The 25,839-nt window shown below is 47.8% G+C and carries 21 protein-coding genes and 2 riboswitches; of the genes, 17 read left to right on the top strand and 4 right to left on the bottom strand.

Annotated features, from left to right (window positions below; all coding sequences use genetic code 11):
• Window positions 1-14 precede the first annotated feature (14 nt).
• The 4 genes from PAHA3_RS17590 to mgrA all read left to right on the top strand — a co-directional run bounded on the left by PAHA3_RS17590 (window position 15) and on the right by mgrA (window position 3,672).
• Window positions 15-779: an alpha/beta fold hydrolase gene (locus PAHA3_RS17590; RefSeq protein ID WP_062835860.1), complete on the top strand. Its 765-nt coding sequence runs from the start codon at window positions 15-17 to the stop codon at window positions 777-779.
• 64 nt (window positions 780-843) lie between these two features.
• Window positions 844-1,611 carry an HAD family hydrolase gene (locus PAHA3_RS17585; RefSeq protein ID WP_062835859.1) on the top strand — a complete coding sequence of 256 codons (768 nt, stop codon included), beginning with the start codon at window positions 844-846 and terminating at the stop codon, window positions 1,609-1,611.
• A 234-nt stretch (window positions 1,612-1,845) separates the two neighbouring features.
• Window positions 1,846-2,586, top strand: coding sequence for an NAD-dependent protein deacylase (locus tag PAHA3_RS17580; RefSeq protein WP_062835858.1), 741 nt, complete (start codon window positions 1,846-1,848; stop codon window positions 2,584-2,586).
• 78 nt (window positions 2,587-2,664) lie between these two features.
• Window positions 2,665-3,672, top strand: a complete 1,008-nt coding sequence (gene mgrA / locus PAHA3_RS17575; RefSeq protein WP_062835857.1) for an L-glyceraldehyde 3-phosphate reductase — start codon at window positions 2,665-2,667, stop codon at window positions 3,670-3,672.
• 83 nt (window positions 3,673-3,755) lie between these two features.
• On the opposite strand, the gene PAHA3_RS17570 is transcribed toward mgrA, so the two are convergent.
• A complete protein-coding gene (locus PAHA3_RS17570) occupies window positions 3,756-4,730 on the bottom strand; it encodes an AraC family transcriptional regulator (protein WP_235599460.1) in 975 nt (324 codons plus the stop codon).
• A 153-nt stretch (window positions 4,731-4,883) separates the two neighbouring features.
• Here PAHA3_RS17570 and PAHA3_RS17565 point away from each other — a divergent pair, with 153 nt between their 5' ends.
• The 11 genes from PAHA3_RS17565 (at window position 4,884) to ptsP (ending at window position 18,461) form a co-directional block, all read left to right on the top strand.
• Window positions 4,884-6,065 (top strand): galactokinase, encoded by a 1,182-nt coding sequence (locus tag PAHA3_RS17565; protein WP_062835856.1) that lies wholly within the window; start codon window positions 4,884-4,886, stop codon window positions 6,063-6,065.
• Window position 6,066: 1 nt separating this feature from the next.
• A complete protein-coding gene (galE, locus tag PAHA3_RS17560) occupies window positions 6,067-7,056 on the top strand; it encodes a UDP-glucose 4-epimerase GalE (protein ID WP_062835855.1) in 990 nt (329 codons plus the stop codon).
• Window positions 7,057-7,070: 14 nt separating this feature from the next.
• Window positions 7,071-8,669 (top strand): UDP-glucose--hexose-1-phosphate uridylyltransferase, encoded by a 1,599-nt coding sequence (locus PAHA3_RS17555; protein WP_062835854.1) that lies wholly within the window; start codon window positions 7,071-7,073, stop codon window positions 8,667-8,669.
• A 156-nt stretch (window positions 8,670-8,825) separates the two neighbouring features.
• Entirely contained in the window at window positions 8,826-9,413 is a 588-nt protein-coding gene (locus PAHA3_RS17550; RefSeq protein WP_235599459.1) for an MSMEG_1061 family FMN-dependent PPOX-type flavoprotein, read from the top strand.
• Between the two features lie 92 nt (window positions 9,414-9,505).
• Window positions 9,506-10,669, top strand: coding sequence for an iron-containing alcohol dehydrogenase (locus PAHA3_RS17545; protein ID WP_062835853.1), 1,164 nt, complete (start codon window positions 9,506-9,508; stop codon window positions 10,667-10,669).
• A gap of 218 nt (window positions 10,670-10,887) precedes the next feature.
• Window positions 10,888-11,424, top strand: coding sequence for a protease (locus PAHA3_RS17540; RefSeq protein ID WP_062835852.1), 537 nt, complete (start codon window positions 10,888-10,890; stop codon window positions 11,422-11,424).
• A gap of 63 nt (window positions 11,425-11,487) precedes the next feature.
• A complete protein-coding gene (locus PAHA3_RS17535) occupies window positions 11,488-13,044 on the top strand; it encodes a flotillin family protein (RefSeq protein ID WP_062835851.1) in 1,557 nt (518 codons plus the stop codon).
• Between the two features lie 165 nt (window positions 13,045-13,209).
• The gene (glcT, locus tag PAHA3_RS17530; protein WP_062835850.1) at window positions 13,210-14,064 is read left to right on the top strand and encodes a glucose PTS transporter transcription antiterminator GlcT; all 855 of its coding nucleotides are present in this window, start codon (window positions 13,210-13,212) and stop codon (window positions 14,062-14,064) included.
• Window positions 14,065-14,351: 287 nt separating this feature from the next.
• Complete coding sequence (gene ptsG, locus PAHA3_RS17525) at window positions 14,352-16,403, top strand: glucose-specific PTS transporter subunit IIBC (RefSeq protein WP_062835849.1); 2,052 nt, start codon at window positions 14,352-14,354, stop codon at window positions 16,401-16,403.
• Between the two features lie 77 nt (window positions 16,404-16,480).
• Window positions 16,481-16,756 carry an HPr family phosphocarrier protein gene (locus tag PAHA3_RS17520; protein WP_036617010.1) on the top strand — a complete coding sequence of 92 codons (276 nt, stop codon included), beginning with the start codon at window positions 16,481-16,483 and terminating at the stop codon, window positions 16,754-16,756.
• Window positions 16,749-18,461, top strand: coding sequence for a phosphoenolpyruvate--protein phosphotransferase (gene ptsP / locus PAHA3_RS17515; RefSeq protein WP_047844045.1), 1,713 nt, complete (start codon window positions 16,749-16,751; stop codon window positions 18,459-18,461). The genes PAHA3_RS17520 and ptsP overlap by 8 nt, the downstream gene beginning before the upstream one ends.
• Window positions 18,462-18,700: 239 nt before the next feature.
• On the opposite strand, the gene gcvPB is transcribed toward ptsP, so the two are convergent.
• The 3 genes from gcvPB to gcvT all read right to left on the bottom strand — a co-directional run bounded on the left by gcvPB (window position 18,701) and on the right by gcvT (window position 22,763).
• The gene (gcvPB, locus tag PAHA3_RS17510; RefSeq protein WP_062836158.1) at window positions 18,701-20,164 is read right to left on the bottom strand and encodes an aminomethyl-transferring glycine dehydrogenase subunit GcvPB; all 1,464 of its coding nucleotides are present in this window, start codon (window positions 20,162-20,164) and stop codon (window positions 18,701-18,703) included.
• A 110-nt stretch (window positions 20,165-20,274) separates the two neighbouring features.
• The gene (gene gcvPA / locus PAHA3_RS17505; protein ID WP_062835848.1) at window positions 20,275-21,630 is read right to left on the bottom strand and encodes an aminomethyl-transferring glycine dehydrogenase subunit GcvPA; all 1,356 of its coding nucleotides are present in this window, start codon (window positions 21,628-21,630) and stop codon (window positions 20,275-20,277) included.
• The gene (gene gcvT, locus PAHA3_RS17500; RefSeq protein WP_062835847.1) at window positions 21,627-22,763 is read right to left on the bottom strand and encodes a glycine cleavage system aminomethyltransferase GcvT; all 1,137 of its coding nucleotides are present in this window, start codon (window positions 22,761-22,763) and stop codon (window positions 21,627-21,629) included. Before gcvT ends, gcvPA begins: the two co-directional genes overlap by 4 nt.
• Before the next feature lie 223 nt (window positions 22,764-22,986).
• Window positions 22,987-23,088, bottom strand: a riboswitch (glycine riboswitch).
• 3 nt (window positions 23,089-23,091) lie between these two features.
• Window positions 23,092-23,214: riboswitch (glycine riboswitch) on the bottom strand.
• Between the two features lie 343 nt (window positions 23,215-23,557).
• On the opposite strand from gcvT, the gene gcvH reads away from it, so the two are divergent.
• A complete protein-coding gene (gcvH, locus tag PAHA3_RS17495) occupies window positions 23,558-23,950 on the top strand; it encodes a glycine cleavage system protein GcvH (RefSeq protein WP_062835846.1) in 393 nt (130 codons plus the stop codon).
• A 417-nt stretch (window positions 23,951-24,367) separates the two neighbouring features.
• Entirely contained in the window at window positions 24,368-25,822 is a 1,455-nt protein-coding gene (locus tag PAHA3_RS17490; protein ID WP_062835845.1) for a PTS mannitol transporter subunit IICB, read from the top strand.
• Window positions 25,823-25,839: the final 17 nt, after the last annotated feature.

Genomic DNA, 25,839 nt, shown 5'->3' with positions numbered 1-25,839 from the left:
AAAGGTGATGAACGTTGAGAAATCGGTATAATACAGGGCGCAAGAAGAGGGGCATCGGGAAATTCCTGCTCGTACTTCTGGCGCTCATTGTCATTGGATGTGGATTTGTTGCGTGGAAATTATTCACACCATACGGTCCACAGGAAACAGCTCAAACCGCAATGGAAACAGCCAATCAGGTGACGGTGAGCGAACAAGAGAACTGGATTGATTTTGTGCCAGATAAACCGAGGGGGAAAAGTGTACTTTTCTACCCGGGTGGTCTGGTGAAACCGGAAAGTTATGCACCGCTTGCGCATGAGCTAGCTGCTGCCGGTCATCACACGATTATTGCCAAAATGCCGGTCAACCTGGCAGTGCTCAAGCCAAACTTGGCAGATGAGATTCTGGCCGCATATCCGGGCGAACAATTCGTTATGGGTGGACACTCTCTTGGTGGGTCCATGGCTGCACGTTATGTAGCTGCGCATCCTGATGCACTTCAGGGCATCTTCTTCTTGGCCTCCTACCCGGATGAGAAAGGAAGCGTAAAGGCACTGGGAATCCCTGCTTTATCTATTCTGGGTACTAAAGATGAGGTCGTGAATGCCACGAAGTATCAGAGTGGACGGATGTATCTTCCAGAGGACACGGTATATTACACTATTGAAGGTGGAAACCACGCCCAGTTCGGTGATTATGGTCATCAAAAAGGGGATGGCGAGCCGGAAGTGAGTGGAGAAGAACAGCTGAATCAGACGGTCAAGACGGTACTGGCTTGGTTAAGTACGATTAAGTAGATTTTAATTATTCTGCATTAAGGGCTGTATGCATTTATAGCATAACTTGATGGAGGTGATACGGATGACCATGCTTCAAGTGCATGGAGCGCAAATTCCATGTAAAGGTATCCTGTTCGATATAGATGGAACACTGCTGGAATTTCTCCAGCTATGGGGGCCGTGGGCAGAGACGCTGCTCAATCAGTTACAAACACGTATGAATGAGCTTGGGGCTTCTTTTACGGTTGAATTGGAGCATGTTCTTGGTACCATCCATAATGAACAAGGTCATATTGTTGGATATGATCCGCAAGGTCCGCTGGCCATTGCTACTGTTGATGAATGCACGGGATTACTTGCAGGGCAGCTATATGCGGCGGGCATGCCGTGGAATGAAGCGATCACAACGATACGCCAATTTTCAAGTGTAGCCATGCGAGAGGTTAGGCAGAGAAAACTGGCTGAACCCATGTCAGGATTGCTGGATTTCTTGCAGAAATGCAGGGCAGCAGACATACCACTGGCGGTCGTCACTTCAGACAGTACAGCGGCAGCAGAAACACATCTGGATTGGATGGGGATCCGTTCCTTTTTTACATCCATTGTGGGCTGTGATCGGGTGATCAAAGGTAAACCGGATGGTGAAGCAGCATTCTTGGCCTGTCGTGAATTACATATCCATCCTGGAGAGGCCGTTGTAATTGGAGACAGCAATGGGGATATGCAGATGGGGCGACATGCAGGAGTATCTTATACGCTCGGTTACTGTCCGCAGTTAGATCAAGGATCTCACCTGGTTGATGCACATGCCATTATTCGTCATTATAATGAGATAAACGTGAGTGTATAAGTCACTCTGGCATTGAACTAATAAATTGAACAAACAATCATTTACATAAAACGGAGAGGACAGAAAGGACCTGAAGAAGCGGAGCGTTCGCCTTTATCACCGGATTTTCCCCTTTAATAAGGGAATCAAAAAAATCTGGGGATAACAGCGATCGGAAGGTTGTTCTGTCATCGGAGTGGCCAGTGTAAATATTATTTAGTTCAATTTATATTGTATATAAAAGGAGGAGAGAGGATGAACGCAACAGAACAACTGGCTACCTGGATTCAGGAAAGCTCCCGTATTGTTTTTTTCGGAGGGGCCGGGACTTCAACAGAAAGCGGGATTCCCGACTTCCGCTCGGCTGCGGGTCTATATCAGACGGAGCAGCATTCGCCTTATCCACCGGAAGAGTTGTTAAGCCGGCACTTTTTTGATCAACATGCCGATATTTTTTATGATTTTTATCGTGGCAAAATGCTTCATCCAGATGCGGAACCGAATGGGTGCCATCGACTATTAGCCCGTCTGGAGCAGGAGGGGAAACTTCAGGCAGTCATCACGCAAAATATTGATGGGCTGCATCAGAAGGCTGGCAGCAGTAATGTCTTTGAGCTTCACGGCTCAGTTCATCGTAACGCCTGCATGGAGTGCAAACAGTTTTATACGCTGAATGAAATTATACAATCCCAAGATACCGTACCTCGCTGTACCGCATGTGGTGGTGTGATCAAGCCGGATGTGGTGCTGTACGAAGAGGAGCTGGATCAGACGACCTTGTATCGTTCTATTGATGCACTGTCGTCTGCAGATCTATTACTCGTGGGAGGCACGTCACTGACGGTGTATCCAGCGGCTCAGTTAATTACGTATTTTCAAGGAAAACATACCGTTCTTCTTAACGCCACACCTACCGCTTACGACCGCCGGGCTGATCTACTGATTACAGAGCCGATTGGTGAGGTAATGAATAATGTGGACCAGCTTCTTGGTTAAACGCATGGACTGAATAACCGCATTCTCCGGCATAGACCGGACACAAGAGGCGGAACCTGGGGAAAGAAGGGATTCATAATGGTCTACGTAGCAAGCGATTCTCGCTATGAAACGATGAAATATAACCGCGTTGGGCGTTCAGGTTTGAAATTGCCAGCGATTTCACTGGGGCTGTGGCATAATTTTGGCGGTATTAACAATGCCGAGAATGGCCGTAATATGATTACCCGTTCATTTGATCTGGGCATTACACATTTTGACCTTGCCAACAACTATGGCCCACCAGCAGGTTCGGCAGAGCAACTGTTTGGACAGGTACTGGCTCAGGATCTGAAACCTTATCGTGATGAACTTGTGATCTCTACCAAAGCGGGATATTATATGTGGCCCGGGCCGTATGGCGAGTGGGGTTCACGTAAAAATCTGGTATCCAGTCTGAATCAAAGCTTGAAGCGTATGGGCCTGGATTATGTGGACATTTTCTATTCACATCGGTATGATCCCGAAACGCCTTTGGAAGAAACGATGATGGCACTGGATCATATTGTTCGCTCGGGCAAAGCCCTCTATGTAGGAATCTCCAACTATCCTGCAGAGCAGACAAGACAGGCCGCCGAAATTCTGAAAAGTCTGGGTACGCCATTGTTAATCCATCAACCGAAATACTCGTTGCTGGAGCGCTGGATTGAAGACGGTTTGCAGGACGTGCTCGATGAATACGGAACAGGCAGTATTGCGTTCTGTCCATTGGCACAAGGTGTGCTCACGAACAAATACTTGAATGGTATCCCGGAAGATTCACGTGCCAAAGGTCCGTCGGTATTCCTGAATGAGAATAACATCTCTCCAGAGACGCTACGCAAAGTGCGTGCACTGAACCAGATTGCAGCAGCCCGTGGTCAGAGCTTGGCCCAATTTGCACTCTCCTGGGTGCTACGTAATGGCAGAGTAACTTCTGCGCTGATTGGTGCAAGCCGTCCTTCCCAGATCGAAGAGAATGTGGCTGCACTCAGCCAATTGGATTTCTCTACAGAGGAATTGGAACGGATTGAATCCATTCTATCTCCGGAGCCGGATGACAAATAAATAAAGTGCAAAAGGTGCATCTTAGCCATAATGGCGGAATGCACCTTTTTTTGTCGTATGTGGTTCCGTCCGTTTATGTTGTTTTACCGTTTATTGTGTTGAGCGTTCTTCTGTAACCCCTGATGTGGCGGGCGGGACAGTATTTTTTCTCGATACAAGCTGGGCGCTTCACCATGAAATCGTTTGAACTGTTTGGAGAAGTATAGTGCGTCAGGTAGTCCTACCGATGCAGATACCTGCTCGATGGACAGATCCGGGCGTTCCCTCAGGAGTTGACGCGACTTGTCGATCCGCAGTTTTAGCAGATAGGTGACTGGCGAAAGTCCGGTTTCCTGTTTGAAAATACGGGATAGATACGCACGGTTATAACCGAGGCTCGCAGACATTTGTTCAATGGAGACAGGATAGGCATATTGGGTAGACATGTATTGAATCATCTGTTTCACCGTACGTCGGATGGAGGATTCACCTGGAATTAAGGTTTGACCCTGCGAAAGGTGATTTTGCGCTTCGGCTAGAATCATATATAACGTACCCAGTGATGTAAAATGGGAGCTTTCTTTACGCTCGGCAAAAGCATCCTGCATCACGGATAGCCAATCGGATATGCCATAGGAGATTCCGGCATGAAAAACGGACTTCTCCGGGCGGAATCCGGCCTCCTCGGCATGCTGGGCAGCCTGACTGCCCGTGAAGGCGATCCAGCGGTATTGCCATGGGTTGCGGGCATGTGACTGGTAGCTCACCAGTTGCCCGGGATGAATAAGGAAGCAATCACCTGCGGATAACTCGTAGGTGTGCAGTTCGGTACGGAACGTACCCGCTCCTTTTTCTACATAGTGCAGCAGATAATAATCAAACAATTTAGGTCCGAGGGCGTGCCCCGGAAGGGTCTGGCTTGCTCCGGCAAAGAGGACATGAAGTGCCCCTTGTTCATAATAAACGGGATTGGAGGCAACGGAATAACTGAGCGCTCCACTTTTACCGGAAGGTGATTCCTGTGTTTTTTCGATAGTAGATGCAAGAGGGTCTTTCTTGGAGTTGGATGTGTCTGCCATGGTTGTTTCCTTCTTTCCGGGATGCTCCGATCATTATACGCCTTAAGGTCACATTTATCCATATGAAACACACATGGTTGCATTACAAGAGGGATCGCTTTCTTATATAATAACATTAAGAAAACCACAACAACGAGGCGAGGTGCACCAGCAGTGAACGTAACTGAATTGAAACAAAAGTTTATTGAGAAGTACGGAGAGAGTGGAGCGGACATCCGTGTATTTCATGCCCCTGGGCGTGTGAATCTGATCGGTGAGCACATTGACTATAACGGTGGATACGTGCTCCCGGCAGCACTTGAATTCGGAACAACATTGATTATTCGTGAGCGTCAGGACAACAAGTTGCAACTGGCTTCCACGAACATGTCTTATGAAGGAGCACTGGATACTTCCACCATCGGTAAAGAGAAAACCGGAGAATGGATCGACTATCCTGTGGGTGTCATGGTTGAACTGCAAGGCAAAGGCGTGAATGTAACGAAAGGGTACGACTTCCTGTACCACGGGGAGATTCCGAACGGTGCAGGACTTTCATCGTCTGCATCTCTGGAGGTACTTACCGGATTTGCGATGCAGTCTCTGGAGGGTGTGTCGGATATTGATACGGTTCAACTGGCGCTTCTTTCCCAGAAAGCGGAGAATGAGTTCGTAGGCGTGAACTGCGGAATCATGGATCAGTTTGCTGTCGCAAACGGTGCTCAGGATCATGCGATCCTGCTGATGTGTGACACACTGGAGTATGAAAAGGTTCCTTTCCGAACAGGTTCCTACAAATTGGTCATCGGTAATACGAACAAACGCCGTGGTCTGGTGGATTCGGCTTACAATGAGCGTCGCTCCCAATGCGAGCAGGCACTTGCCATCTTGAAGGAACAGCTGCCTGCACTGAATTACCTGGCTCAATTGACGCCAGAGCAGTTCGTAACGCTACAGGATCAGATCAAGGATGAGAAAGTAAGACAGCGTGCACAGCATGTCGTGGAAGAGAACGCTCGTGTGCTCGCATCGGTAGAAGCATTGCAGGGTAATGATCTGGAAACCTTCGGCAAGCTGATGAACGCTTCTCATGAATCGCTTCGCGACTTGTACGAAGTAAGCTGTGATGAGCTGGACGTTATGGTCGAAGAAGCTCAGCGGATTCCTGGCACGCTCGGTGCTCGGATGACTGGCGCAGGATTTGGCGGTTGTACTGTATCGCTTGTGCATGAAGATGATGTCGAGCGTTTTGTAAGCGAAGTGGGCGCTGCATATGAAGCGCGTACCAGTCTCAAAGGTGATTTTTATGTGTGCGGCGTAGGCGACGGTGTTAAAGAATTGAAGGAGGCGAAGTAAAATGGCAATTTTGGTGACAGGTGGAGCAGGGTATATTGGATCTCATACGGTAGCAGCATTGTTGGAACGTGGGGAAGAGGTTGTTGTACTGGATAACTTGCAGACAGGGCATCGTGAGGCGTTGCTCGGCGGTAAGTTGTATGAAGGGGATCTGCGTGACAAAGAAATTCTGGCGAAGCTGTTCGCTGAAAATTCAATCGATGCAGTTATTCACTTTGCGGCCAACTCACTCGTAGGCGAGAGTATGAAAGACCCGGCTAAATATTATGACAACAACGTGTTTGGTACACTCTGTCTCTTGGAAGCGATGAATGCAGCGAACGTACGCCGCATCGTCTTCTCCTCTACAGCAGCTACCTACGGTGAGCCTGAGAAAGTGCCAATCGAAGAAAGTGATCGTACAGAGCCAACCAACGTATATGGCGAAACGAAGCTAATGATGGAACGCATGATGTCATGGTTTGATAAAGTTCAGGATATCAAATACGTTTCCCTGCGTTACTTCAATGCAGCCGGTGCTCATGACAGCGGTAAAATTGGTGAAGATCACCAACCAGAGAGTCACCTGATTCCACTGGTGCTGCAAACGGCTTTGAAACAACGTCCGCACATCGCCGTGTTTGGTGACGACTATGCTACAGAAGACGGAACATGTATCCGCGACTATATCCACGTGAGCGACTTGGCTGATGCGCATCTGCGAGCTGTAGATTATCTTCGCAAAGGTGAGAACAGTAACGTGTTTAACCTGGGTAACGGTACAGGATTCTCAGTGAAACAAGTGATCGAAACAGCTAAAAAAGTAACTGGCCTCGATATCCCGGTTGTACAGGAACCACGTCGTGCAGGTGACCCGGCTGTGCTGGTAGCTTCATCTGCAAAAGCGAGATCCGTCCTGGGCTGGAATCCGAAATGGACCAATCTGGAAGATGTCATTCAAAGCGCTTGGAGCTGGCACCAATCACGTCCTGACGGCTACGGAAAAAACTAGGAGGCGAACACCTTATGTCACAGACTCATATTGCAGCAGGTGCCACAGAGCGGACACCGGAGCAGCAGGAAGCACTGCATGCCATTGAACGTCTGGTTGCATTTGCCTTGCAGAAACAATTAATTGAGGAAGCGGATTGGGATTATAGCCGCAACCTTTTGCTGGAACAATTCGGATTCTCAGAGCCTTATGCCGGAGAACTGGATACGACAGTGCCCGATGGCCCACAGGCGATGCTGGATACGTTGATTGATTATGGATTCACGATTGGACTTATTCCTGAAAATAGCGATACGTTCCGTGATTTGCTGGATGCCAAAATCATGGGTCATTTGATGGCACGCCCATCCGAAGTGGTTCGCGCATTCCGCCACACGGAGCAGACGGAAGGCATTGAAGCTGCCACATCTCAATTCTATGACTTGTCGATTAACTCCAACTACATTCGGATGGATCGGATCTCGAAGAACGTCTACTGGACACAGGACACCGCCTATGGAGACATGGAGATTACCATCAACCTGTCGAAGCCGGAGAAAAGTCCAAAAGAAATTGCCATGGCGAAATTGCTTCCGCCACCGGTATATCCAAAATGCCAGCTGTGTCGTGAAAATGTAGGTTACGCTGGTCGGGTGAATCACCCGGCCCGCCAGAATCTGAGAGTCATTCCGCTGGAGCTTAACAGCGAGCCTTGGTTGTTCCAATACTCGCCGTATGTGTACTACAACGAGCACTGCATCATTTTCCATCATGATCATGTGCCGATGAAACTGACAAAGGATACCTTGCGCAGGCTGCTTGCCTTTGTTGGAGAGTACCCGCATTACTTTATCGGATCTAACGCAGATCTGCCGATTGTTGGTGGATCGATTCTGACACATGACCATTTCCAAGGTGGTCGTCATACGTTCGCCATTCAAAATGCACAGCCTGAAGCGGTCTTCCGCCATGCGGATGCACCCGGACTTACACTTAGTCTTGTAAAATGGCCAATGTCTGTGATGCGTCTGGCTTCACACGATCCTGCAGAGCTGCTTGAAGCGGGGAACGCTGTATATGAAGCGTGGAAGGTCTACAGTGATTCAACTGTGGATATCGAAGCATTCAGTGAAGTGGACGGGGAACAAGTACCACACAATACAGTAACACCAATCGTTCGTCGCAGTGCAGACGGTGGCTATGAGATGGATCTCGTATTGCGAAACAATCGCACGAATGACGAGCATCCTGAAGGCATCTTCCATCCGCACCGTGAAATGCACCATCTGAAGAAAGAAAACATTGGTCTGATCGAAGTGATGGGGCTTGCAATCCTGCCAGGTCGTTTGAAAGAAGAGCTGGACAGTATCGCGGATATCCTCGCTGGCGATGCCAAACTTGCTGAAGCAGCCAAAGCTTCTGATCATGTGTTGAACAAGCATCTGGGCTGGGCGGAAGAATTGATTGGACGTTTCGGTCCTAACCTGGACAAAGAACAGGCCGTTGCCATTGTACAGCAAGAAGTGGGCTTGAAATTTGCCGAGATTCTGGAACATGCAGGTGTCTACAAATATGATGAAGCAGGACGCCAGGCTTTCCGTCGTTTTGTAAGCAGCATGGGATACACTGAATAGACATGTATAACGATGAACACCCGCCCAATCATGAGCGGGTGTTCTTGTCGTCTAGTCGTTCTTGTCATTTATGCGCATTGGAATGAACTTCCGGGCCAGTTATAATAGGGAGAAGTCTTAGAGAACCACAATGAATTGAGGGAATGGGGCAATGATTTGGAAAAGCAGGCATTGGATATTCCGTTGATTACAGACGCAGAAGAACTGCAAAGCATGGTGGGTGAACCGCATGAACATGTGCGTAACAAGGCAATCTCATTTGTGGATTCACATGTTCAGCACTTTCTATCCATGTCACCATTATTTTTCCTCTCCACGTCCGATCGTGATGGAAAGAGTGATGTGTCACCACGGGGCGACGGAGCAGGATTCGTAAAAGTATATGATACATACCGGCTCGTCTATCCCGAACGCCCAGGCAATCGGCGAATAGACTCCTTGTTAAACATCTTGTCTAACCCTGGTATCGGTATGCTCTTTTTGATTCCGGGTCTGAATGAAGTGCTGCGCATTAATGGTACAGCGTCCATTACGAAGGATGAAGAATTTATCGCCAGTATGGGTTGGACCGGTAAAACGATTGGTGCGGCTGTCATAGTCGATGTGGAAGAATGCTTTATCCATTGTCCGCGAGCATTCAAACAAGCTGGATTATGGTCGGCTGAAACATGGGTGGACTCTGAGGATTTGCCTTCCACAAGCGAGATGTTTAGAGCCCATTTGGAGATTAACGGGTTGTTATAAAGTGAGTGGCTATCGATTTGTTTTTCTATAAACGGGGTACTATAATTGGAGTTGCACTAAAATTCTAAACTCCATTGGAGGCGACAATAGATATGAGATCTTTCCAATTCTATAATCCAACCCGACTGATTTTCGGTAAAGGACAACTGGAAGCATTGAAAACAGAGGTGCCGAAATACGGTAAACGGGTTCTGCTTGTATATGGTGGCGGCAGTATCAAACGCAGTGGGCTGTATGATCAAGTGATCGGTTTGCTTAAGGAAGTTGGAGCAGAAGTGACTGAACTGGCAGGCGTTGAACCGAACCCGCGTCTTTCTACAGTGCATAAAGGGGTAGACCTCTGCAAAACCAATAACATCGACCTGATTCTCGCTGTAGGTGGCGGTAGTGTACTGGACTGCTCCAAAGCTATTGCTGTAGGTGCTAAATATGATGGCGACATGTGGGATTTTGCTCAGCGTAAGGCTGTTGCACAGGACGCTCTTCCACTTGGTACGGTATTGACGATGGCAGCAACGGGTTCGGAGATGAACTCTGGTTCGGTTATTACAAATCAGGATACACAAGAAAAACTGGGCTGGGGCAGCGCATATTCATTCCCTGCATTCTCCATCCTGGATCCGGTGAATACATACACTGTTCCGCTGGACCAAACAGTATACGGTATGGTTGACATGATGTCCCACGTATTGGAGCATTACTTCCATCTGGATGCCAACACGCCGGTTCAACTCGGCTTCTGTGAGACGATTCTGCGTACTGTAATGGAAGCAGCACCACGTCTGGTTGAAGATCTGGAGAACTATGAACTGCGTGAAACGATTTTGTATTGCGGAACAATGGCACTGAATGGCGTGCTGAATATGGGTCTCGCAGGAGACTGGGCAACACATAATATCGAACACGCGGTATCCGCAGTGTATGATATCCCACATGGTGGCGGACTGGCGATCCTGTTCCCGCACTGGATGAAACATAACCTGGATGTCAATGTGGACCGATTCAAACGTCTCGCGATCAATGTGTTTGAAGTGAGTCCTGAAGGTAAGTCGGACAGACAGATTGCCGAAGAAGGCATTGATGCACTCAGCAAATTCTGGACATCCATTGGTGCTCCTAACCGTTTGGCTGATTATGATATCGATGATAGCCAAATCGACGTTATGGCTGATAAAGCCATGTTGTTCGGCCCGTTTGGTAACTTCAAGAAATTGCAACGGGAAGATGTTGTATCCATCTACAAGGCTTCTCTGTAATTCAATTATCACTGACAAGTGAACAGACACATCCTGTTGTTTAATAGCCGCAAGTCTCCTTCATGGGGGCTTGCGGTTTTTTTATGTAATACCCATTATCGGCTCCAGAATACATTTGAGGAAAGATTTTGAAACATTTTGAGGTTAGTTACGTATTTATTTACATGTGGAATGCCCAGTTAGGATGAATTTGCGGCAGAGGAGAGGAGGAACAGGGGATGGAGACGATTTATTGGGGGTGTCTAATCGGAGGAGCAATATTTGCGGTTGTCAGCCTTGTGCTGGGTGACTTGATTGATGGTTTGCTGGACGGAGCCTTCGAAATGCCAGGTCTTGATTTTTTCAAACCCGTTGTGTTAGCTGGTTCCATTACAACCTTTGGTGGGGCAGGCATTATGCTGACACGTTATAGTTCATTAAGTGCGATGTCGGTTCTAATATTATCCCTGCTTATAGGTATTGCTGCAGCCATGCTGGTATTCTTCGCATATATCAAACCGATGCGTAACAGCGATGTCTCGATTGCATTTTCAATGAAAGAGTTATCAGGAAAAATTGGGGAAATTACCATTCCGGTGCCGGAAAAAGGTTTTGGTGAAGTGATGATTCGTTTTGCTTCCGGTAGTACGATTCAGACAGCATCCAGCTTTGAACACCTCCCCATTGCGGCGGGAGCGCGTGTTGTTGTTGTGGATGTAGTAGACGGTGTACTGCGTGTGTCGGAATGGGATGAAAATGTACTTAAAGATTTATAAAGTATTCTTATCACCTAAGTATTTTAAGCACTCATCATGAATGAATAAGGGGAGAGATGTGGAATGGATAATTTGAATTTGAATTGGGATGTTTTATTGATTCCTATAGTTGTGGTCGGAGTCATTCTAATTTTAGGTCTGGCTTTCTGGGCGAGATACAAAACGGTTGGACCGGATGAAGCGATGATCGTTACGGGATCATTCTTGGGAAGCAAAAATATTTCCGATGATGATTCTGGCCGGAAAATTAAAATTGTTCGCGGTGGCGGTGCTTTTATCCTGCCAGTGTTCCAGCAATCCGAGTTTATCTCCTTATTGTCTCACAAGCTGGATGTCTCCACACCTGAAGTGTACACGGAACAAGGTGTTCCAGTTATTGCAGACGGTGTCGCTATTATCAAGGTTGGGGGCGCTGTAGAGGACGTTGCTACGGCAGCTGAGCAATTCATCGGTAAACCTGTAGAAGCGCTGAGAAGCGAAGCACAGGAGGTACTGGAGGGGCATTTGCGGGCCATCCTCGGTACGATGACGGTGGAAGAAGTATATCGGAACCGGGATCGATTTGCGCAAGAGGTTCAAGGAGTCGCAGCTAGAGATCTGAAGAAAATGGGATTGCAGATTGTCTCATTTACCATTAAGGACGTTCGTGACAAACAGGGCTACCTGGATGCTCTTGGTAAACCGAGAATTGCCGCGGTGAAGCGTGATGCCGAAATTGCTGAAGCGGAAGCGATGCGTGATGCACGTATTCAGAAGGCCAATGCGGAAGAACAGGGTCAAAAAGCGGAGTTGCTGCGGGATACCAATATCGCCGAAGCAGCCAAAGAGAAGGAACTGAAAGTTGCCACGTTTAAGCGGGATCAGGATACAGCGAAAGCGGAAGCCGATCAGGCGTATCATATCCATGAAGCTCGTGCGAGACAGACCGTAGTGGAAGAAGAAATGAAGGTTGAACTCGTTCGTAAAGAACGTGAGATCGATCTGCAAGAAAAAGAAATCGTCGTACGTGAGAAGCAATATGATGCTGAAGTGAAGAAAAAGGCAGAAGCAGATCGTTATGCGGTGGAGCAGGCGGCTGAAGCGGATAAAGCCAAGAGAATGCGTGAAGCCGATGCGGTACAGTACTCCATCGAAACGCATGCCAAAGCAACCGCTGAACAGAAGCGACTTGAAGGTCAGGCTATGGCGGATGCGGAACTTGCCAAAGGTACAGCGGATGCAGAGGTTATTCGTCTACGTGGTCTTGCGGAAGCAGAAGCGAAGGAAAAACTGGCCGAGGCGTTCCAGAAGTTTGGCGAAGCGGCTGTACTCGATATCATTGTCAAAATGTTGCCTGAACTGGCTGGCAAAATTGCAGAGCCAATTGCATCCATTGATAAACTGACTGTGGTAGATACAGGTAAAGGTGAAGGTGCCACGCGGGTTAGTAACTATGTTACCGAGTTAATGGCGACGGCACCAGAGATGCTCAAGAGCGTATCCGGCATCGATGTAGAACAGCTGATTAAAGGCCTTACCAAGACCAAAACACCTGCGCCGGTTGCCATCCAACAGAGCGAGGCAGTTACAACTCCTTCAATAATCGACAAGATTGTGGAAAGAGCTGGGGTTGACGAGTAAGAAGCACTTCGAATGTTGCATGGTTGTTCTATTGACCTTAAGGCGAATTTTTGTTACTTTTTAAGCGAGACGTCCGGCGCGATTTGCCTGCTCCGGATGTCTTTTCGTTCTTAACTAGGGTGTGACTTATCACATCTAAGATGGTGTGAAAAAGAGGTGCAAACTTTGAGTAGCCTGCATGTAGCCAAAGCGCTAAATAATAATGTAATCATTGCACAACATCCTGAACATGGGGAAGTCGTCGTGATTGGTAAAGGCATCGGCTTCAACAGGAAAACTAATGACATTATTCCACTGATGGCTGTAGAGAAGATGTTCATTTTGAGAAACCAGCAAGAGCAAGAGCAGTACAAGCAGCTTCTTCCACAGGTGGATGAAGCGTTGATCGAGATTATTAACGAAGTCATTACGTATATTGCAGAGCGTACGGACGTTCCGCTGAATGAACATATCCATATTGCATTAACCGATCATATTTCTTTCGCGTTAAAACGCAAGGAGCAAGGAATTGTCATACAGAACCCGTTTTTATATGAAACTCGTGAGATCTACCCTGAAGAATATCGAATGGGAGAATACGCTGTTCGTCTGATCAAGGAGAAAATGGGTGTAGATTTGGGGATGGACGAGATTGGTTTTGTTGCCCTTCATATCTATAGCGCAATGACCAACCAGAATATATCCCAGGTACGTGAACACTCACAGCTGATCACCGATTTGGTGAGCCTGGTGTCCGACCAACTCGATTATTCGTTTGAAACGGAATCGCTTGACTACTCCCGTTTGCTGACTCATCTTCGATTCGCACTTGAGCGTGTTCGCCGTGGAGACAAAGTCGAAGAACTTCATAAATTGGATTCGCTGCTTAAGTTGGAGTACCCCGAAATGTACTCGCTTGCATGGAAGCTGACCAAAGTGATGGAGAAAAGGCTAAGCCTGCCTGTTTATCCTGCGGAAGTAGGCTATCTGACTATACATCTTCAACGACTGTATCAGCGGAAAGAAGAAGAGAATAAGTGAAATCATTCCAATGATGGAATGCGGGATTGATTTTTTTGCTGTAAAGGCTTGCAATGGATTAGAACTGGTGCTACAATGGTCTCCGTAATCAAGCAACTGAATAAACAAAAGCGACGTGTTACTGACTCGATCAGGCATGAGTTAACTAGAGTGTGATTGTTCTTTCCTTGTACAGGGTATGCTATACCCCAAGGTTGGTACAGTTCACTTTATTAATTCATGCCTTTTTTGTGTCCCCTTGCTTGCATCACGACACACAACTTAGACGAAAGGGAGAATACGACGCGATGTTTAAAAAGCTCTTCGGTGTATTGCAAAGAGTCGGTAAAGCTCTCATGTTGCCTGTAGCCATTCTGCCTGCGGCAGGTTTGCTGCTCGGAATTGGTAACATGTTGGTTAATCCAGACTTTTTGCAATATGTAACGGCGCTCGACACCCCTTGGGTGAACTCGATCGCAACAATTATGATGAACGCAGGTCAGATCGTATTTGATAATCTGGCATTGCTGTTCGCCGTCGGTGTAGCCGTCGGATTGGCCGGTGGCGAAGGGGTTGCAGGTCTTGCAGCCATCATCGGTTATCTGGTCATGAACGTCACACTGGGTACCGCAGTAGGGGTTACCCCGGCAATGATCGGCGAAGTGCCGGGTTATGCCAGCATCTTGGGTATCCCAACATTAAGTACAGGCGTGTTCGGAGGTATTATCATAGGTATCGCCGCCGCGCTGTGTTACAATCGATTTTTCAAAATCGAACTGCCGTCTTACCTGGGTTTCTTTGCAGGTAAACGATTTGTTCCGATTATCACTTCGGTTGTTTCCCTCTTAATCGGGTTGCTTCTGGTGATTATCTGGCCACCGATTCAAAATGGATTGAATGCTGTGTCTCACTTCATGGTAGATACAAGCCCGACATTGTCGGCCTTCATCTTCGGAGTCGTGGAACGGTCATTAATTCCGTTCGGTCTTCACCACATTTTCTACTCCCCATTCTGGTTTGAGTTCGGTGAGTACGTAAACAAAGCTGGAGATGTCATCCGTGGTGACCAGCAGATCTTCTTCAATCAATTGCGTGATGGTGCAAACCTCACAGCAGGAACGTTCCAGGTTGGTAAATTCCCGTTCATGATGTTCGGTTTGCCAGCGGCTGCTCTTGCGATGTACCATGAAGCAAGACCAGAACACAAAAAGTATGTTGCAGGTATTATGGGTTCGGCAGCGTTGACTTCGTTCCTGACAGGGATCACTGAACCACTTGAATTCTCGTTCCTGTTTGTAGCTCCAATCCTGTTTGCAGTACACTGTATCTTTGCAGGTTTGTCTTTCATGACCATGCAAATTCTGGGTGTCAAGATCGGTATGACCTTCTCCGGTGGGTTCATTGACTTCCTGATCTTCGGTATTATTCCGAACCGTACACCTTGGTGGGACGTGATTATCGTCGGCTTGATTCTTGCAGTGATCTACTATTTCGGTTTCCGATTGATCATTCGCAAATTCAATCTCAAAACACCAGGACGCGAAGAGGCAACGCCTGAAACAGCGTCTGGCGCAGGCTCCGGTTCAACGGATGATCTGCCTCATAACATTCTCGAAGCTTTTGGTGGCAAAGAGAACATCAAACATCTGGACGCTTGTATTACTCGTTTGCGGATTGAAGTGAATGAGAAATCCAATGTAAAAAAAGATCGTTTGAAACAATTGGGTGCATCTGGTGTGCTTGAAGTGGGTAATAATGTTCAAGCCATCTTCGGAACACGTTCCGATACGATTAAATCTCAAATGCAGGATATTATTGCAGGACGAACACCAGCACCAACGCCAGCGGCTGCTAAACCAACTCCTGAAGAGGAGAAGGCACAAGGTGAGCAAGGCGAACGTATCGTTGCTGAGGATATCGTAATGCCAGTCAACGGTGAATTGCTGGACATTTCGAACGTACCTGATCCGGTCTTTGCTGAGAAAATGACAGGTGATGGATTCGCTATTTTGCCACATGATGGCACAATAACTTCTCCTGTGTATGGTAAAGTGTTTAATGTATTTCCAAGCAAACACGCCGTGGGCATCATGTCTGACGGTGGCAAGGAAGTGCTTGTTCATATAGGTGTCAATACGGTGAAGCTGAAAGGTCAAGGCTTTAACGTACTGGTGCAGGAAGGTGATCTGGTATCGGCTGGTCAGCCGATTATGGAAGTGGATCTGGAGTATGTCAAAGCAAACGCTCCTTCGATCATTTCACCAGTTATTTTCACCAACCTGCCAGAGGGCTCCACAGTGACCTTGAAGAAGAGTGGAGTGCTGAAAGTTGGCGATCAGCCAATCATTGAGATAAAATAAGAAGTGTTACGACGATGGCAAGCAAGTGTAAATATATGCAATGCCTAAACCAAATTACTGAAAGTGAGATGATTGTAATGCAACAAACATTCAGAATTACAGACGAAGATGGTATCCACGCACGTCCGGCGACAGCCCTGGTTAATACAGCTAACAAATTCAAAGGTGCAGAATCCTTTGCAGAAGCTAACGGTAAAAAAGTAACGTTGAAATCCATCCTGGGCGTTCTTTCCCTCGGATTGGAACAAGGCGACACTATCAGCATCATCGTTGAAGGCGAAGGCGAAGCTGAAGCTCTTCAAGCTTTGACTGACGTTATGGTTAACGAAGGGTTGGGCGAAATTAATGCTTAATGTCTCCGGGATCGCGGCTTCGGCGGGTATTGCTATCGCCAAGGCGTTTATCTTGGAGCATCCTGACTACTCTGTAGAAAAACGCCAAATTAACGACGTTGACGCAGAAATCGCGAAACTCGACTCAGCTCTGGGGAAATCCCAGGCTGAGCTTGAGGCGATCAAAGAGCGTACTTTACAAGAGCTTGGTGAGAAAAAAGCTGAGATTTTTGCTTCGCATTTGCTCATTCTGAATGACCCGGAACTGATTGATCCGGTTAAAGCTAGAATTGCAGATGACATGATCAATGCAGAATTTGCTTTGAACGAAACGGCATCGCAATTTATCTCCATGTTCGAGAACATGAAGAGTGCATACCTGCAGGAACGTGCAGCAGATATGCGTGACGTTACCAAACGTGTGCTAAATCACTTGCTTGGTATCGACTTCATGAGTCCGGCTGAGATCAATGAAGAAGTAATCGTGCTTGCCGAGGATCTGACGCCTTCCGACACGGCTCAATTGAACCGCCAATTTGTTAAAGGTTTTGCAACCAACATTGGTGGACGTACTTCTCACTCGGCGATCATGGCTCGCTCTCTTGAAATTCCGGCTGTTGTTGGAACCAAGGACATCTTGGCTCAAGCGAAACAAGGCGATATGATCATTGTTGACGGTCTGGATGGTCACGTACTGGTTAACCCTACTGATGAAGTTATTGCTGAATACCGTGCCAAACAGGAACAGTATGATGCACAACGTGCAGAGTGGAGAAAACTTCGTGATGAGCCAACAGTAACGGTGGACAACGTTCATGTTGAACTTGCAGCCAACATCGGTACACCGAATGATGTAACGGGTGTTCTGGAGAACGGTGGCGAGGCTGTAGGCCTGTACCGTACCGAGTTCTTGTACATGGGCAGAGACAAGCTTCCTTCCGAAGACATTCAGTATAATGCTTACAAAGCGGTACTGGAAAAAATGGAAGGCAAACCTGTCGTTGTTCGTACACTCGACATCGGTGGAGACAAAGAGCTTCCATACCTGGATCTGCCAAAAGAAATGAATCCATTCCTCGGCTTCCGCGCAGTTCGTCTGTGTCTGGACCGTCTGGATATCTTCCGTACACAATTGCGTGCATTGCTGCGTGCAAGCGTACATGGAAACCTGCGTGTCATGTTCCCAATGATCGCAACACTGGGTGAATTCCGTGAAGCAAAAGCTGTCTTGCTCGAAGAGAAAGAGAAGCTGGTTGCTGAAGGGATTGCTGTTTCTGACAGCATTCAACTCGGAATCATGGTCGAAATTCCTTCGACTGCAGTTCTGGCGGATCAATTTGCCAAAGAAGTGGATTTCTTCAGTATCGGAACGAACGATCTGATTCAATACACAATGGCTGCTGACCGTATGAACGAACGAGTGGCATATCTGTACCAACCTTACAACCCAGCCATTTTGCGTTTGGTTAAAATGGTTATCGATGCAGCGCATCGTGAAGGCAAATGGGTTGGCATGTGTGGTGAGATGGCAGGAGACGAAACAGCAATTCCATTGCTGCTCGGTCTTGGATTGGATGAGTTCAGCATGAGCGCAACATCCATTCTGCCAGCTCGTAGTCAGATCACCAAGCTGTCCCGTGCGGATATGCAGGAACTGGCTGCTAAAGCTCTGGATATGCAAACGGCTGAACAAGTTGTTGAATTGGTTCAAAGCATTCAAGCGTAATTTTGCCGGGGTTTCCTCCGGATTTGAGGTTTTTCTTTTTCCGATAATGAGCTGCATTCATGCAGCGATTTTGCCGGTATCCGCGAATCATGTGGATATCGGCTTTTTTTGTTGCTCGAAATGTATAGGGTTTAGAAGGGGAGCTCAAGGAGAAAGGTTCTGTACTGTCTAGCCCAAAAAATGCTCTTACTGATGTAGTTAACATCAGCAAGAGCATGGATTAGTAATTCACTTAGTGCTTAACTGCAAGCGCAGTTCAATACAGGTTTGCGGGCCGCGGTTGTCTCATCAAGACGAGTAACCGGTGTACCGTAAGGTGCGTTGAGGACCAATTCAGGTGTCTCTTCCGCTTCTTTGGCAATCCGTATCATCGTATCTATGAATCCATCCAGCGTTTCTTTGCTTTCGGTCTCTGTCGGCTCGATCATGATGCATTCCTCCACATTGAGCGGGAAGTACACCGTAGGCGGGTGATATCCAAAATCAAGCAATCGTTTGGCAACATCTAGTGTACGCACACCATATTGCTTCAATCCCCGACCAGACATCACGAATTCATGTTTACATACGCCTGGATATGGAATCTCATAGTAAGGTGCGAGGCGTGCCATCATATAGTTGGCATTCAGTACCGCACACTCAGATACACGGCGTAAACCTTCCGGTCCATAGGTGCGAATGTAGGCATAGGCGCGTACCAAAATACCGAAGTTGCCGTAGTAGGCTTTCACTCGACCAATGGATTGATCTCCTTCACGGTCCAGTGCATATACGCCCTGTTCGTTCTTAATGACCATCGGTTTAGGCAGGAACGGAATCAGACGACTCTTCACGCCGACTGGTCCGGCACCGGGTCCACCACCGCCGTGAGGTGTACTCATCGTTTTGTGCAAGTTCAGATGCACCACGTCAAAGCCCATATCACCCGGACGGGTAATGCCCATAATGGCATTCGAGTTGGCTCCATCGTAATACAACAAGCCACCAGCCTGATGCACGATGGATGCAATCTCCTGAATGTCTTTCTCGAACAAACCAAGTGTATTCGGGTTCGTCAGCATCAATGCTGCTGTATCCGAACCGACGGCTGCACGGAGTGCGTCCAGATCGACCAGTCCGTCTGCACGGGACGGAATTGTCACAGTCTCAAATCCTGCAACGGTTGCACTTGCCGGGTTGGTACCATGAGAAGAATCGGGCACGATGACTTTGGTACGTTGTTCACCACGACCTTCGTGGTAGGCACGAATCATCATAAGTCCAGTCCATTCTCCATGAGCACCAGCGGCTGGTTGCAGGGTCACAGCGTCCATACCTGTCAGACCTGCAAGGTCGTTTTGCAACGTATATAACAGTTCAAGTGCACCTTGAATGCTGGATTCATGCTGGTACGGATGGATTTTGGCAAAACCGTTATAACGTGCAACATCCTCATTAATCTTCGGATTGTATTTCATCGTACAAGAGCCCAGTGGATAAAATCCGTTGTCTACACCGAAGTTGCGACGGGACAGCGCAGTATAGTGCCTGATAACATCTACCTCGAATACTTCCGGCAGTGCCGCTGCTTCCGAACGGAGCATTTCCCGGGGAATCAACGTATCGGCAGACTGGCGAGGAACGTCACATTCTGGCAAGGAATAAGCGACACGTCCAGGGCTGCTGAGTTCAAAAATCAATGATTGTTCCGGAGCAGGAGACAGGGTCTGTGCACTGAATGTTGTAACCGTCTCAGGTTGAACCGAAGTGGAGACAGAAGTACCTGTTTCCGACTGTCCTTGTACCGATGTTGTCGTTGTCGTCGTTTCCTGAGTCACAGGGATCCCTCCAATGCTCGTGCGAATTCGTCAATCTCTTCCTTACTGCGTCGTTCAGTAACAGCAATCAGCATATGTCCGGCAAGCTCTGGATAATCACGTCCGAGTTCGTAACCACCAATGAAGCCGGCATCCAGCAGTTTCAACTGAAGGGCATCCACATCGGTTCCTTCAGGAAGCTTAATCACAAACTCATTAAATGTTGGTGCATGAAATGTAAGGCTAACTCCAGGAATCGCAGTTAATGTACTCAGGGTGTAATGACTCTTTTGCAAATTCAGATCCGCGACATCGATCATTCCTTGTTTACCCATGATGGACATATATACAGATGCGCTGAGTGCAAGCAAAGCCTGGTTGGAACAGATGTTGGATGTCGCCTTTTCACGACGGATGTGCTGTTCACGCGCTTGCAGCGTGAGTACAAAACCACGCTTGCCGTTGCGATCGGTTGTCTGGCCTACGATTCGGCCAGGAATTCGGCGCATATGAGGCTGGGATACGGCGAAATATCCGCATGTCGGGCCGCCGAGTGAAGCGGCGATACCGAGGGGCTGCGCATCGCCAACAACGATGTCGGCACCCAGCTTGCCTGGGGCTTCCAGCAGACCCAGCGATAGCGGGTTAGCACTTACAACGAGCAGACCCTTGTGCGCATGCACGAGGTCAGCGGCTTGCTTCACATTTTCCACGGCACCAAAGAAGTTCGGGCTTTGGATCATGACCGCTGCGGTATCGTCCGATATGGCAGCTTGCAGGGCATCCCAGTCAGTGACGCCATCCTTATAACCAATCTCGACAATCTCCAGACGGAGTCCGTGCGCATATGCCTGCAATACCTGACGCGCTTCCGGATGAACGGTACGGGATACGATGAGCTGTTTGCGACGCGTTGCTGCTGCGGCCAAGTTTCCTGCTTCCGCAAAGGCAGTTGCACCGTCATACATGCTGGCATTGGCTACAGCCATACCGGTTAATTCACAGATGTAGGATTGAAATTCGAAAATCGCCTGTAGTTCACCTTGGCTGATCTCAGGCTGATAAGGTGTGTAGGCGGTGTAGAACTCCGAACGGGAAATGACATGATTGATGACGGAAGGAACATGATGATCATATATACCTGCGCCGAGGAAGCTGGCGTGTGTTTCAAAATTGGCGTTGGCGCCAGCTTGTTTGGACATGTGACGTGTCAGCGCATATTCATCGAGTTTGGAGGATACGGGCAGCTCGCCCTGATAACGAATCTCTTTTGGAATGTCCTGGAACAGATCCTCCAGCGTATCCACACCGATGGTTGCGAGCATGGCGCTCTGATCTTGCTCGGTCATGGGAATGTAACGGTGCTTGCTCATGCTTGATCAGCTCCTTGAGTAGGTGTCTTTGACGTGCGTGTCCGTTTATGAAAAGGGGTCTTCACGACCTCGGCTTTCAGCTTCTTGCCGCGAATCTCAATCTCAAGCGGGGTTCCCAGCGCAGCGTATTTGCTGTCGATGAGGGCCAGCCCCAGATTACGCTTCAATGTAGGTGATTGTGTGCCTGTCGTCACTTCGCCAATCTGTACGCCTTCGGCGTAAATCGGATAGTGGGGACGGGGAATACCGCGCTCCAGCACTTCGATGCCGACCAGTTTGCGGGCGGGACCATCAGTTTTTTGCTGTAACAAGGCTTCGTGTCCGATAAAAGGTCCGGCATTCAGCTTCACAAACATGCCAACGCCAGCTTCGAGCGGAGAGATGGTTGCCGACAATTCCTGTCCATACAGGGGGAGCCTCGCTTCAAAGCGCAGCGTATCCCGGGCACCAAGTCCGGTTGGTACGAGTCCGTGACCTTCACCAGCTTGCATTAATCCATTCCACACCGCAGCGGCCTGGTCCGCAGGAACATATAGTTCAAAGCCATCCTCACCGGTATAACCGGTACGGGACAACAGTAATTTTACTCCACATACTTCGGCGTCCTGCACAAAACGAAACGGTTCAATCGTGGATACATCCGTAGCTGTAACTTTTCCAATAATATCTACAGCCAGTGGACCTTGCAGGGCGAGTAGCGCTGTCTGCTCCGAATCGTTGGTCATGCTTACGCCAGGGATCAGGTGCTCTTGCAGCCATGCCCAATCCTTATCGATATTGGAGGCGTTAACGACGAGCATATAATGCTGAACTTCCAGCTTATACACGAGCAGATCATCCACCACACCGCCATCTGGGTAACACATCAGGGTGTACTGGGCTTGACCGGGAACCAGCGTGGTCACATCATTGGTCGTCATTTGTTGCAAAAACGCTTCAGCCTGCTCACCCTGTACTGTGAATTCACCCATATGGGATACATCGAACAGTCCAGCACGCTCACGCACCGCTTCATGTTCTTTCTGGATTCCGCTGAATTGCACCGGAAGCTCCCAGCCTCCAAAATCAATGCACCGTACGCCTTCATATTGCTGATATAGGGGGAAGAGTGGTGTTCTAAGCAAATCGGACATCAAATCACCTCGTCATGGGCCGTCAACCGGCCGAATATGCAATCGTGGATCAATGAACCAGAGTATTTTTAAATTTTTCAGCATAAATTTTGCGTAGATAAGTATGGTAAGGCAGCTATGACAGCGCCGATTCCGATCTGAATCCTGTTTTTCGTTTTTTTGGGAAAAAGGAAAAGGACAGGCCAAAGAACCGGCATGCCAAGTAGCACGCTGTATTCTAAGGCTCTGTCCCTTGTACCTGAGAGTTACCCCGCCGCATTAGTGCAGCAGGTTTCCCCTTGGGTGATCATAACGCCCGCACAGGGCGAATAGATGCTCTCCAGAGTTGCGTCCCGTAAAAGTCCTTTTGCCTGAGAGATTCACCCCCGCTTATCGGTGGTTTACTCCTTCGGCGTTACCTCATGTACATCCCGAATCGGGTGTCACGGGTAATCTCTCCCTTTACATTCATCCGCGGGTATAACATAGACCAATAAACACATTTACTCTTCTCATTAAAACGTGAATCCACTGCTGATGTCAAGAACGATATCATAGAAAATGATTTAAAACCGAATATTTATTTAGTTTGTAGTTTTATTGTTCGTGTATTTAAAAAGACTACGCTTACTATTCTAATATTCACCAGTATATGTAGAAAGAGTGTATTCGGGTTACGGTTTGAGGAGGCCATTATTAAATAATTTGTGAGGTATATTGACATTTGATTCAAAAATATCATACGCTATGTTCTGGGAAAAAGGTTAAGGTCAAAGAACGCATGCACTCATTAATGAAAAGCGAGGCGGATATCGATGAGCGAATTGAAAAGTGATTTCCTGTACAGTGAAGAGCACGAATGGGTGCAAATCGTAGGGGAGGATACTGTACGTATTGGCATTACCGAGTTCGCGCAGCATCAGCTGGGTGACATTGTGTTTGTGGAATTGCCTGACCTTGAATCCAATGTAAAAGCAGAAGATAGCATTGGAACGATCGAATCGGTCAAAACGGTGTCGGACTTGTTTTCTCCAGTCACTGGTTCAATCATTGCGGTGAATGATTCGTTACAGGACTCACCTGAGCTTGTGAACAGCTCTCCTTACGAGGAAGGCTGGATGATTGAGATCCGCGTTGAGGGAGATCTGACAGCAGCATTGTCTACATTGATGAATGCAGACGCGTATCGTAAACATACGGAAGAATAGTATGAACGAACTTGTACTTATTAACATATATTTTATAACAAAATGAGATATGCTTCATATTGTTTCGACCTGTGTGAGCCTGAGGCTTGCACAGGTTTTTTGTGTTTTCCGAGGATGGTTTTGAATGCAGATTGAAGCAGATTATGGATGTGAAGTGCCCGATTGGAACATGCTACAGGTTAGAAATTGATTTTGGAAATGATAAAAGTCATAGGAAGAAAAGCCTTATGTACCAATGGGTTCAGCTAATATGCATCAATTAAAACGATTACATAACCTAATGTTGTCATCATTGTTCATGACGAAAGTACGCTTTCATTTGATTGAACAGGAGAGCATTCTCGCTTAGGATTACAGCAGGGGAGAAATGATACCCCTTTCATAAACATAATGACTTGATCCAAGGAGGATAATACAATGAGTAATTTGGACCAATCGTCCAATTCCAAAGGTGGGCTACGGGTAGGTGTGCAGCGTTTTGGCCGATTCCTGAGTGGTATGGTCATGCCGAATATGGGAGCGTTCATCGCCTGGGGATTAATTACGGCGCTGTTCATTCCAACAGGCTGGTTCCCTAACGAGACGCTTGCACAGCTAGTCGATCCGATGATCAAATATTTGCTGCCGCTGTTAATTGGTTACACCGGGGGTACGATGGTGCATGGTCAGCGTGGTGGCGTCGTGGGTGCCATTATGACCATCGGGGTCATCGTGGGTAGTGATATTCCGATGTTCCTCGGTGCGATGATTGCCGGACCTCTGGCAGCATGGATTATCAAAAAATTCGATAAATCCATTGAAGGCAAAGTTAGAGCCGGATTTGAAATGCTGGTTAATAACTTCTCAGCCGGTATTATTGGCGGGATCTTGGGGATCATTGCGCTACTGGGCATCGGGCCTGCTGTAGAAGCGATTAGTAAAGTATTGTCTGCCGGGGTACAAGGCTTAATGAATCTGGGCTTGTTACCGCTGGTCAACCTGATTATTGAACCGGGTAAAGTATTGTTCCTGAACAATGCGATCAACCACGGGATTCTCACACCGATTGCAACAGATCAAGCGAGAGAATTAGGGCAATCTGTATTATACATGCTTGAATCGAACCCGGGTCCGGGACTTGGTATCTTGCTTGCTTACTGCTTCTTCGGACGCGGAATGGCCAAATCTTCTGCACCAGGTGCTGTTATCATTCATTTCTTCGGGGGAATTCATGAGATCTACTTCCCTTACATTCTGATGAGACCAATTCTGATTCTTGCAGCAATCGCGGGTGGCGTCGCAGGTACATTAACATTCATGCTAACCGGAGCAGGGCTTGTTTCAGCACCATCACCGGGTAGTATTATCGCATATTTCCTTTTAACACCAAAAGGTGGATATCTGCCGATGCTCGCAGGGGTTCTTGTAGCAGCAGTCGTTTCCTTCCTGGTGGCAGCACTGTTGCTGAAAACGGGTAAACAAAAGGACGAAGATCTGGAGTCCGCATCCAGCCGGATGAAAGACATGAAGAGTCAAGGAACTGTGCCAAACGCTGGCATTACCGCTAACCAACGTGAAGCAGACAGAACTGCGGATATGGCTACTTCTACATTGAAAACACATGTGAAGAAGATTGTATTCTCCTGTGATGCAGGCATGGGTTCGAGTGCCATGGGTGCTTCCATTCTACGCAAGAAGATGAAGGCAGAGGGGATTGATGTTACGGTGACCAATACGGCCATCAGTGATATCCCGCCGGATGCTGATGTGGTCATCACACAACAAATATTAACGGATCGTGCTCGCTCCGTTGCGCCGAACGCAGAACATATATCCATCGACAACTTCCTAAAAAGCCCGGAATACGATGCGCTCGTTGAACGTCTGAAGTAATTGCACGCATTTGTTTT

Origin of the sequence: Paenibacillus amylolyticus (assembly GCF_001570725.1) — a bacterium.
GTDB classification, from domain to species: domain Bacteria; phylum Bacillota; class Bacilli; order Paenibacillales; family Paenibacillaceae; genus Paenibacillus; species Paenibacillus amylolyticus_A.
The sequence above is the reverse complement of the archived record's forward strand: the minus strand, read 5'-3'. Positions and strand labels throughout refer to the sequence as shown.

Excerpts from the sequence above, each read along its gene's own strand:
- PAHA3_RS17585 (WP_062835859.1), top strand. The coding sequence starts at position 844 with ATGACCATGCTTCAAGTGCATGGAGCGCAAATTCCATGTAAAGGTATC.
- PAHA3_RS17580 (WP_062835858.1), top strand. The coding sequence starts at position 1,846 with ATGAACGCAACAGAACAACTGGCTACCTGGATTCAGGAAAGCTCCCGT.
- mgrA (WP_062835857.1), top strand. The coding sequence starts at position 2,665 with ATGGTCTACGTAGCAAGCGATTCTCGCTATGAAACGATGAAATATAAC.
- PAHA3_RS17570 (WP_235599460.1), bottom strand. The coding sequence starts at position 4,730 with ATGGCAGACACATCCAACTCCAAGAAAGACCCTCTTGCATCTACTATC.
- galE (WP_062835855.1), top strand. The coding sequence starts at position 6,067 with ATGGCAATTTTGGTGACAGGTGGAGCAGGGTATATTGGATCTCATACG.
- PAHA3_RS17555 (WP_062835854.1), top strand. The coding sequence starts at position 7,071 with ATGTCACAGACTCATATTGCAGCAGGTGCCACAGAGCGGACACCGGAG.
- PAHA3_RS17545 (WP_062835853.1), top strand. The coding sequence starts at position 9,506 with ATGAGATCTTTCCAATTCTATAATCCAACCCGACTGATTTTCGGTAAA.
- PAHA3_RS17540 (WP_062835852.1), top strand. The coding sequence starts at position 10,888 with ATGGAGACGATTTATTGGGGGTGTCTAATCGGAGGAGCAATATTTGCG.
- PAHA3_RS17535 (WP_062835851.1), top strand. The coding sequence starts at position 11,488 with ATGGATAATTTGAATTTGAATTGGGATGTTTTATTGATTCCTATAGTT.
- ptsG (WP_062835849.1), top strand. The coding sequence starts at position 14,352 with ATGTTTAAAAAGCTCTTCGGTGTATTGCAAAGAGTCGGTAAAGCTCTC.
- PAHA3_RS17520 (WP_036617010.1), top strand. The coding sequence starts at position 16,481 with ATGCAACAAACATTCAGAATTACAGACGAAGATGGTATCCACGCACGT.
- ptsP (WP_047844045.1), top strand. The coding sequence starts at position 16,749 with ATGCTTAATGTCTCCGGGATCGCGGCTTCGGCGGGTATTGCTATCGCC.
- gcvPA (WP_062835848.1), bottom strand. The coding sequence starts at position 21,630 with ATGAGCAAGCACCGTTACATTCCCATGACCGAGCAAGATCAGAGCGCC.
- gcvT (WP_062835847.1), bottom strand. The coding sequence starts at position 22,763 with ATGTCCGATTTGCTTAGAACACCACTCTTCCCCCTATATCAGCAATAT.
- gcvH (WP_062835846.1), top strand. The coding sequence starts at position 23,558 with ATGAGCGAATTGAAAAGTGATTTCCTGTACAGTGAAGAGCACGAATGG.
- PAHA3_RS17490 (WP_062835845.1), top strand. The coding sequence starts at position 24,368 with ATGAGTAATTTGGACCAATCGTCCAATTCCAAAGGTGGGCTACGGGTA.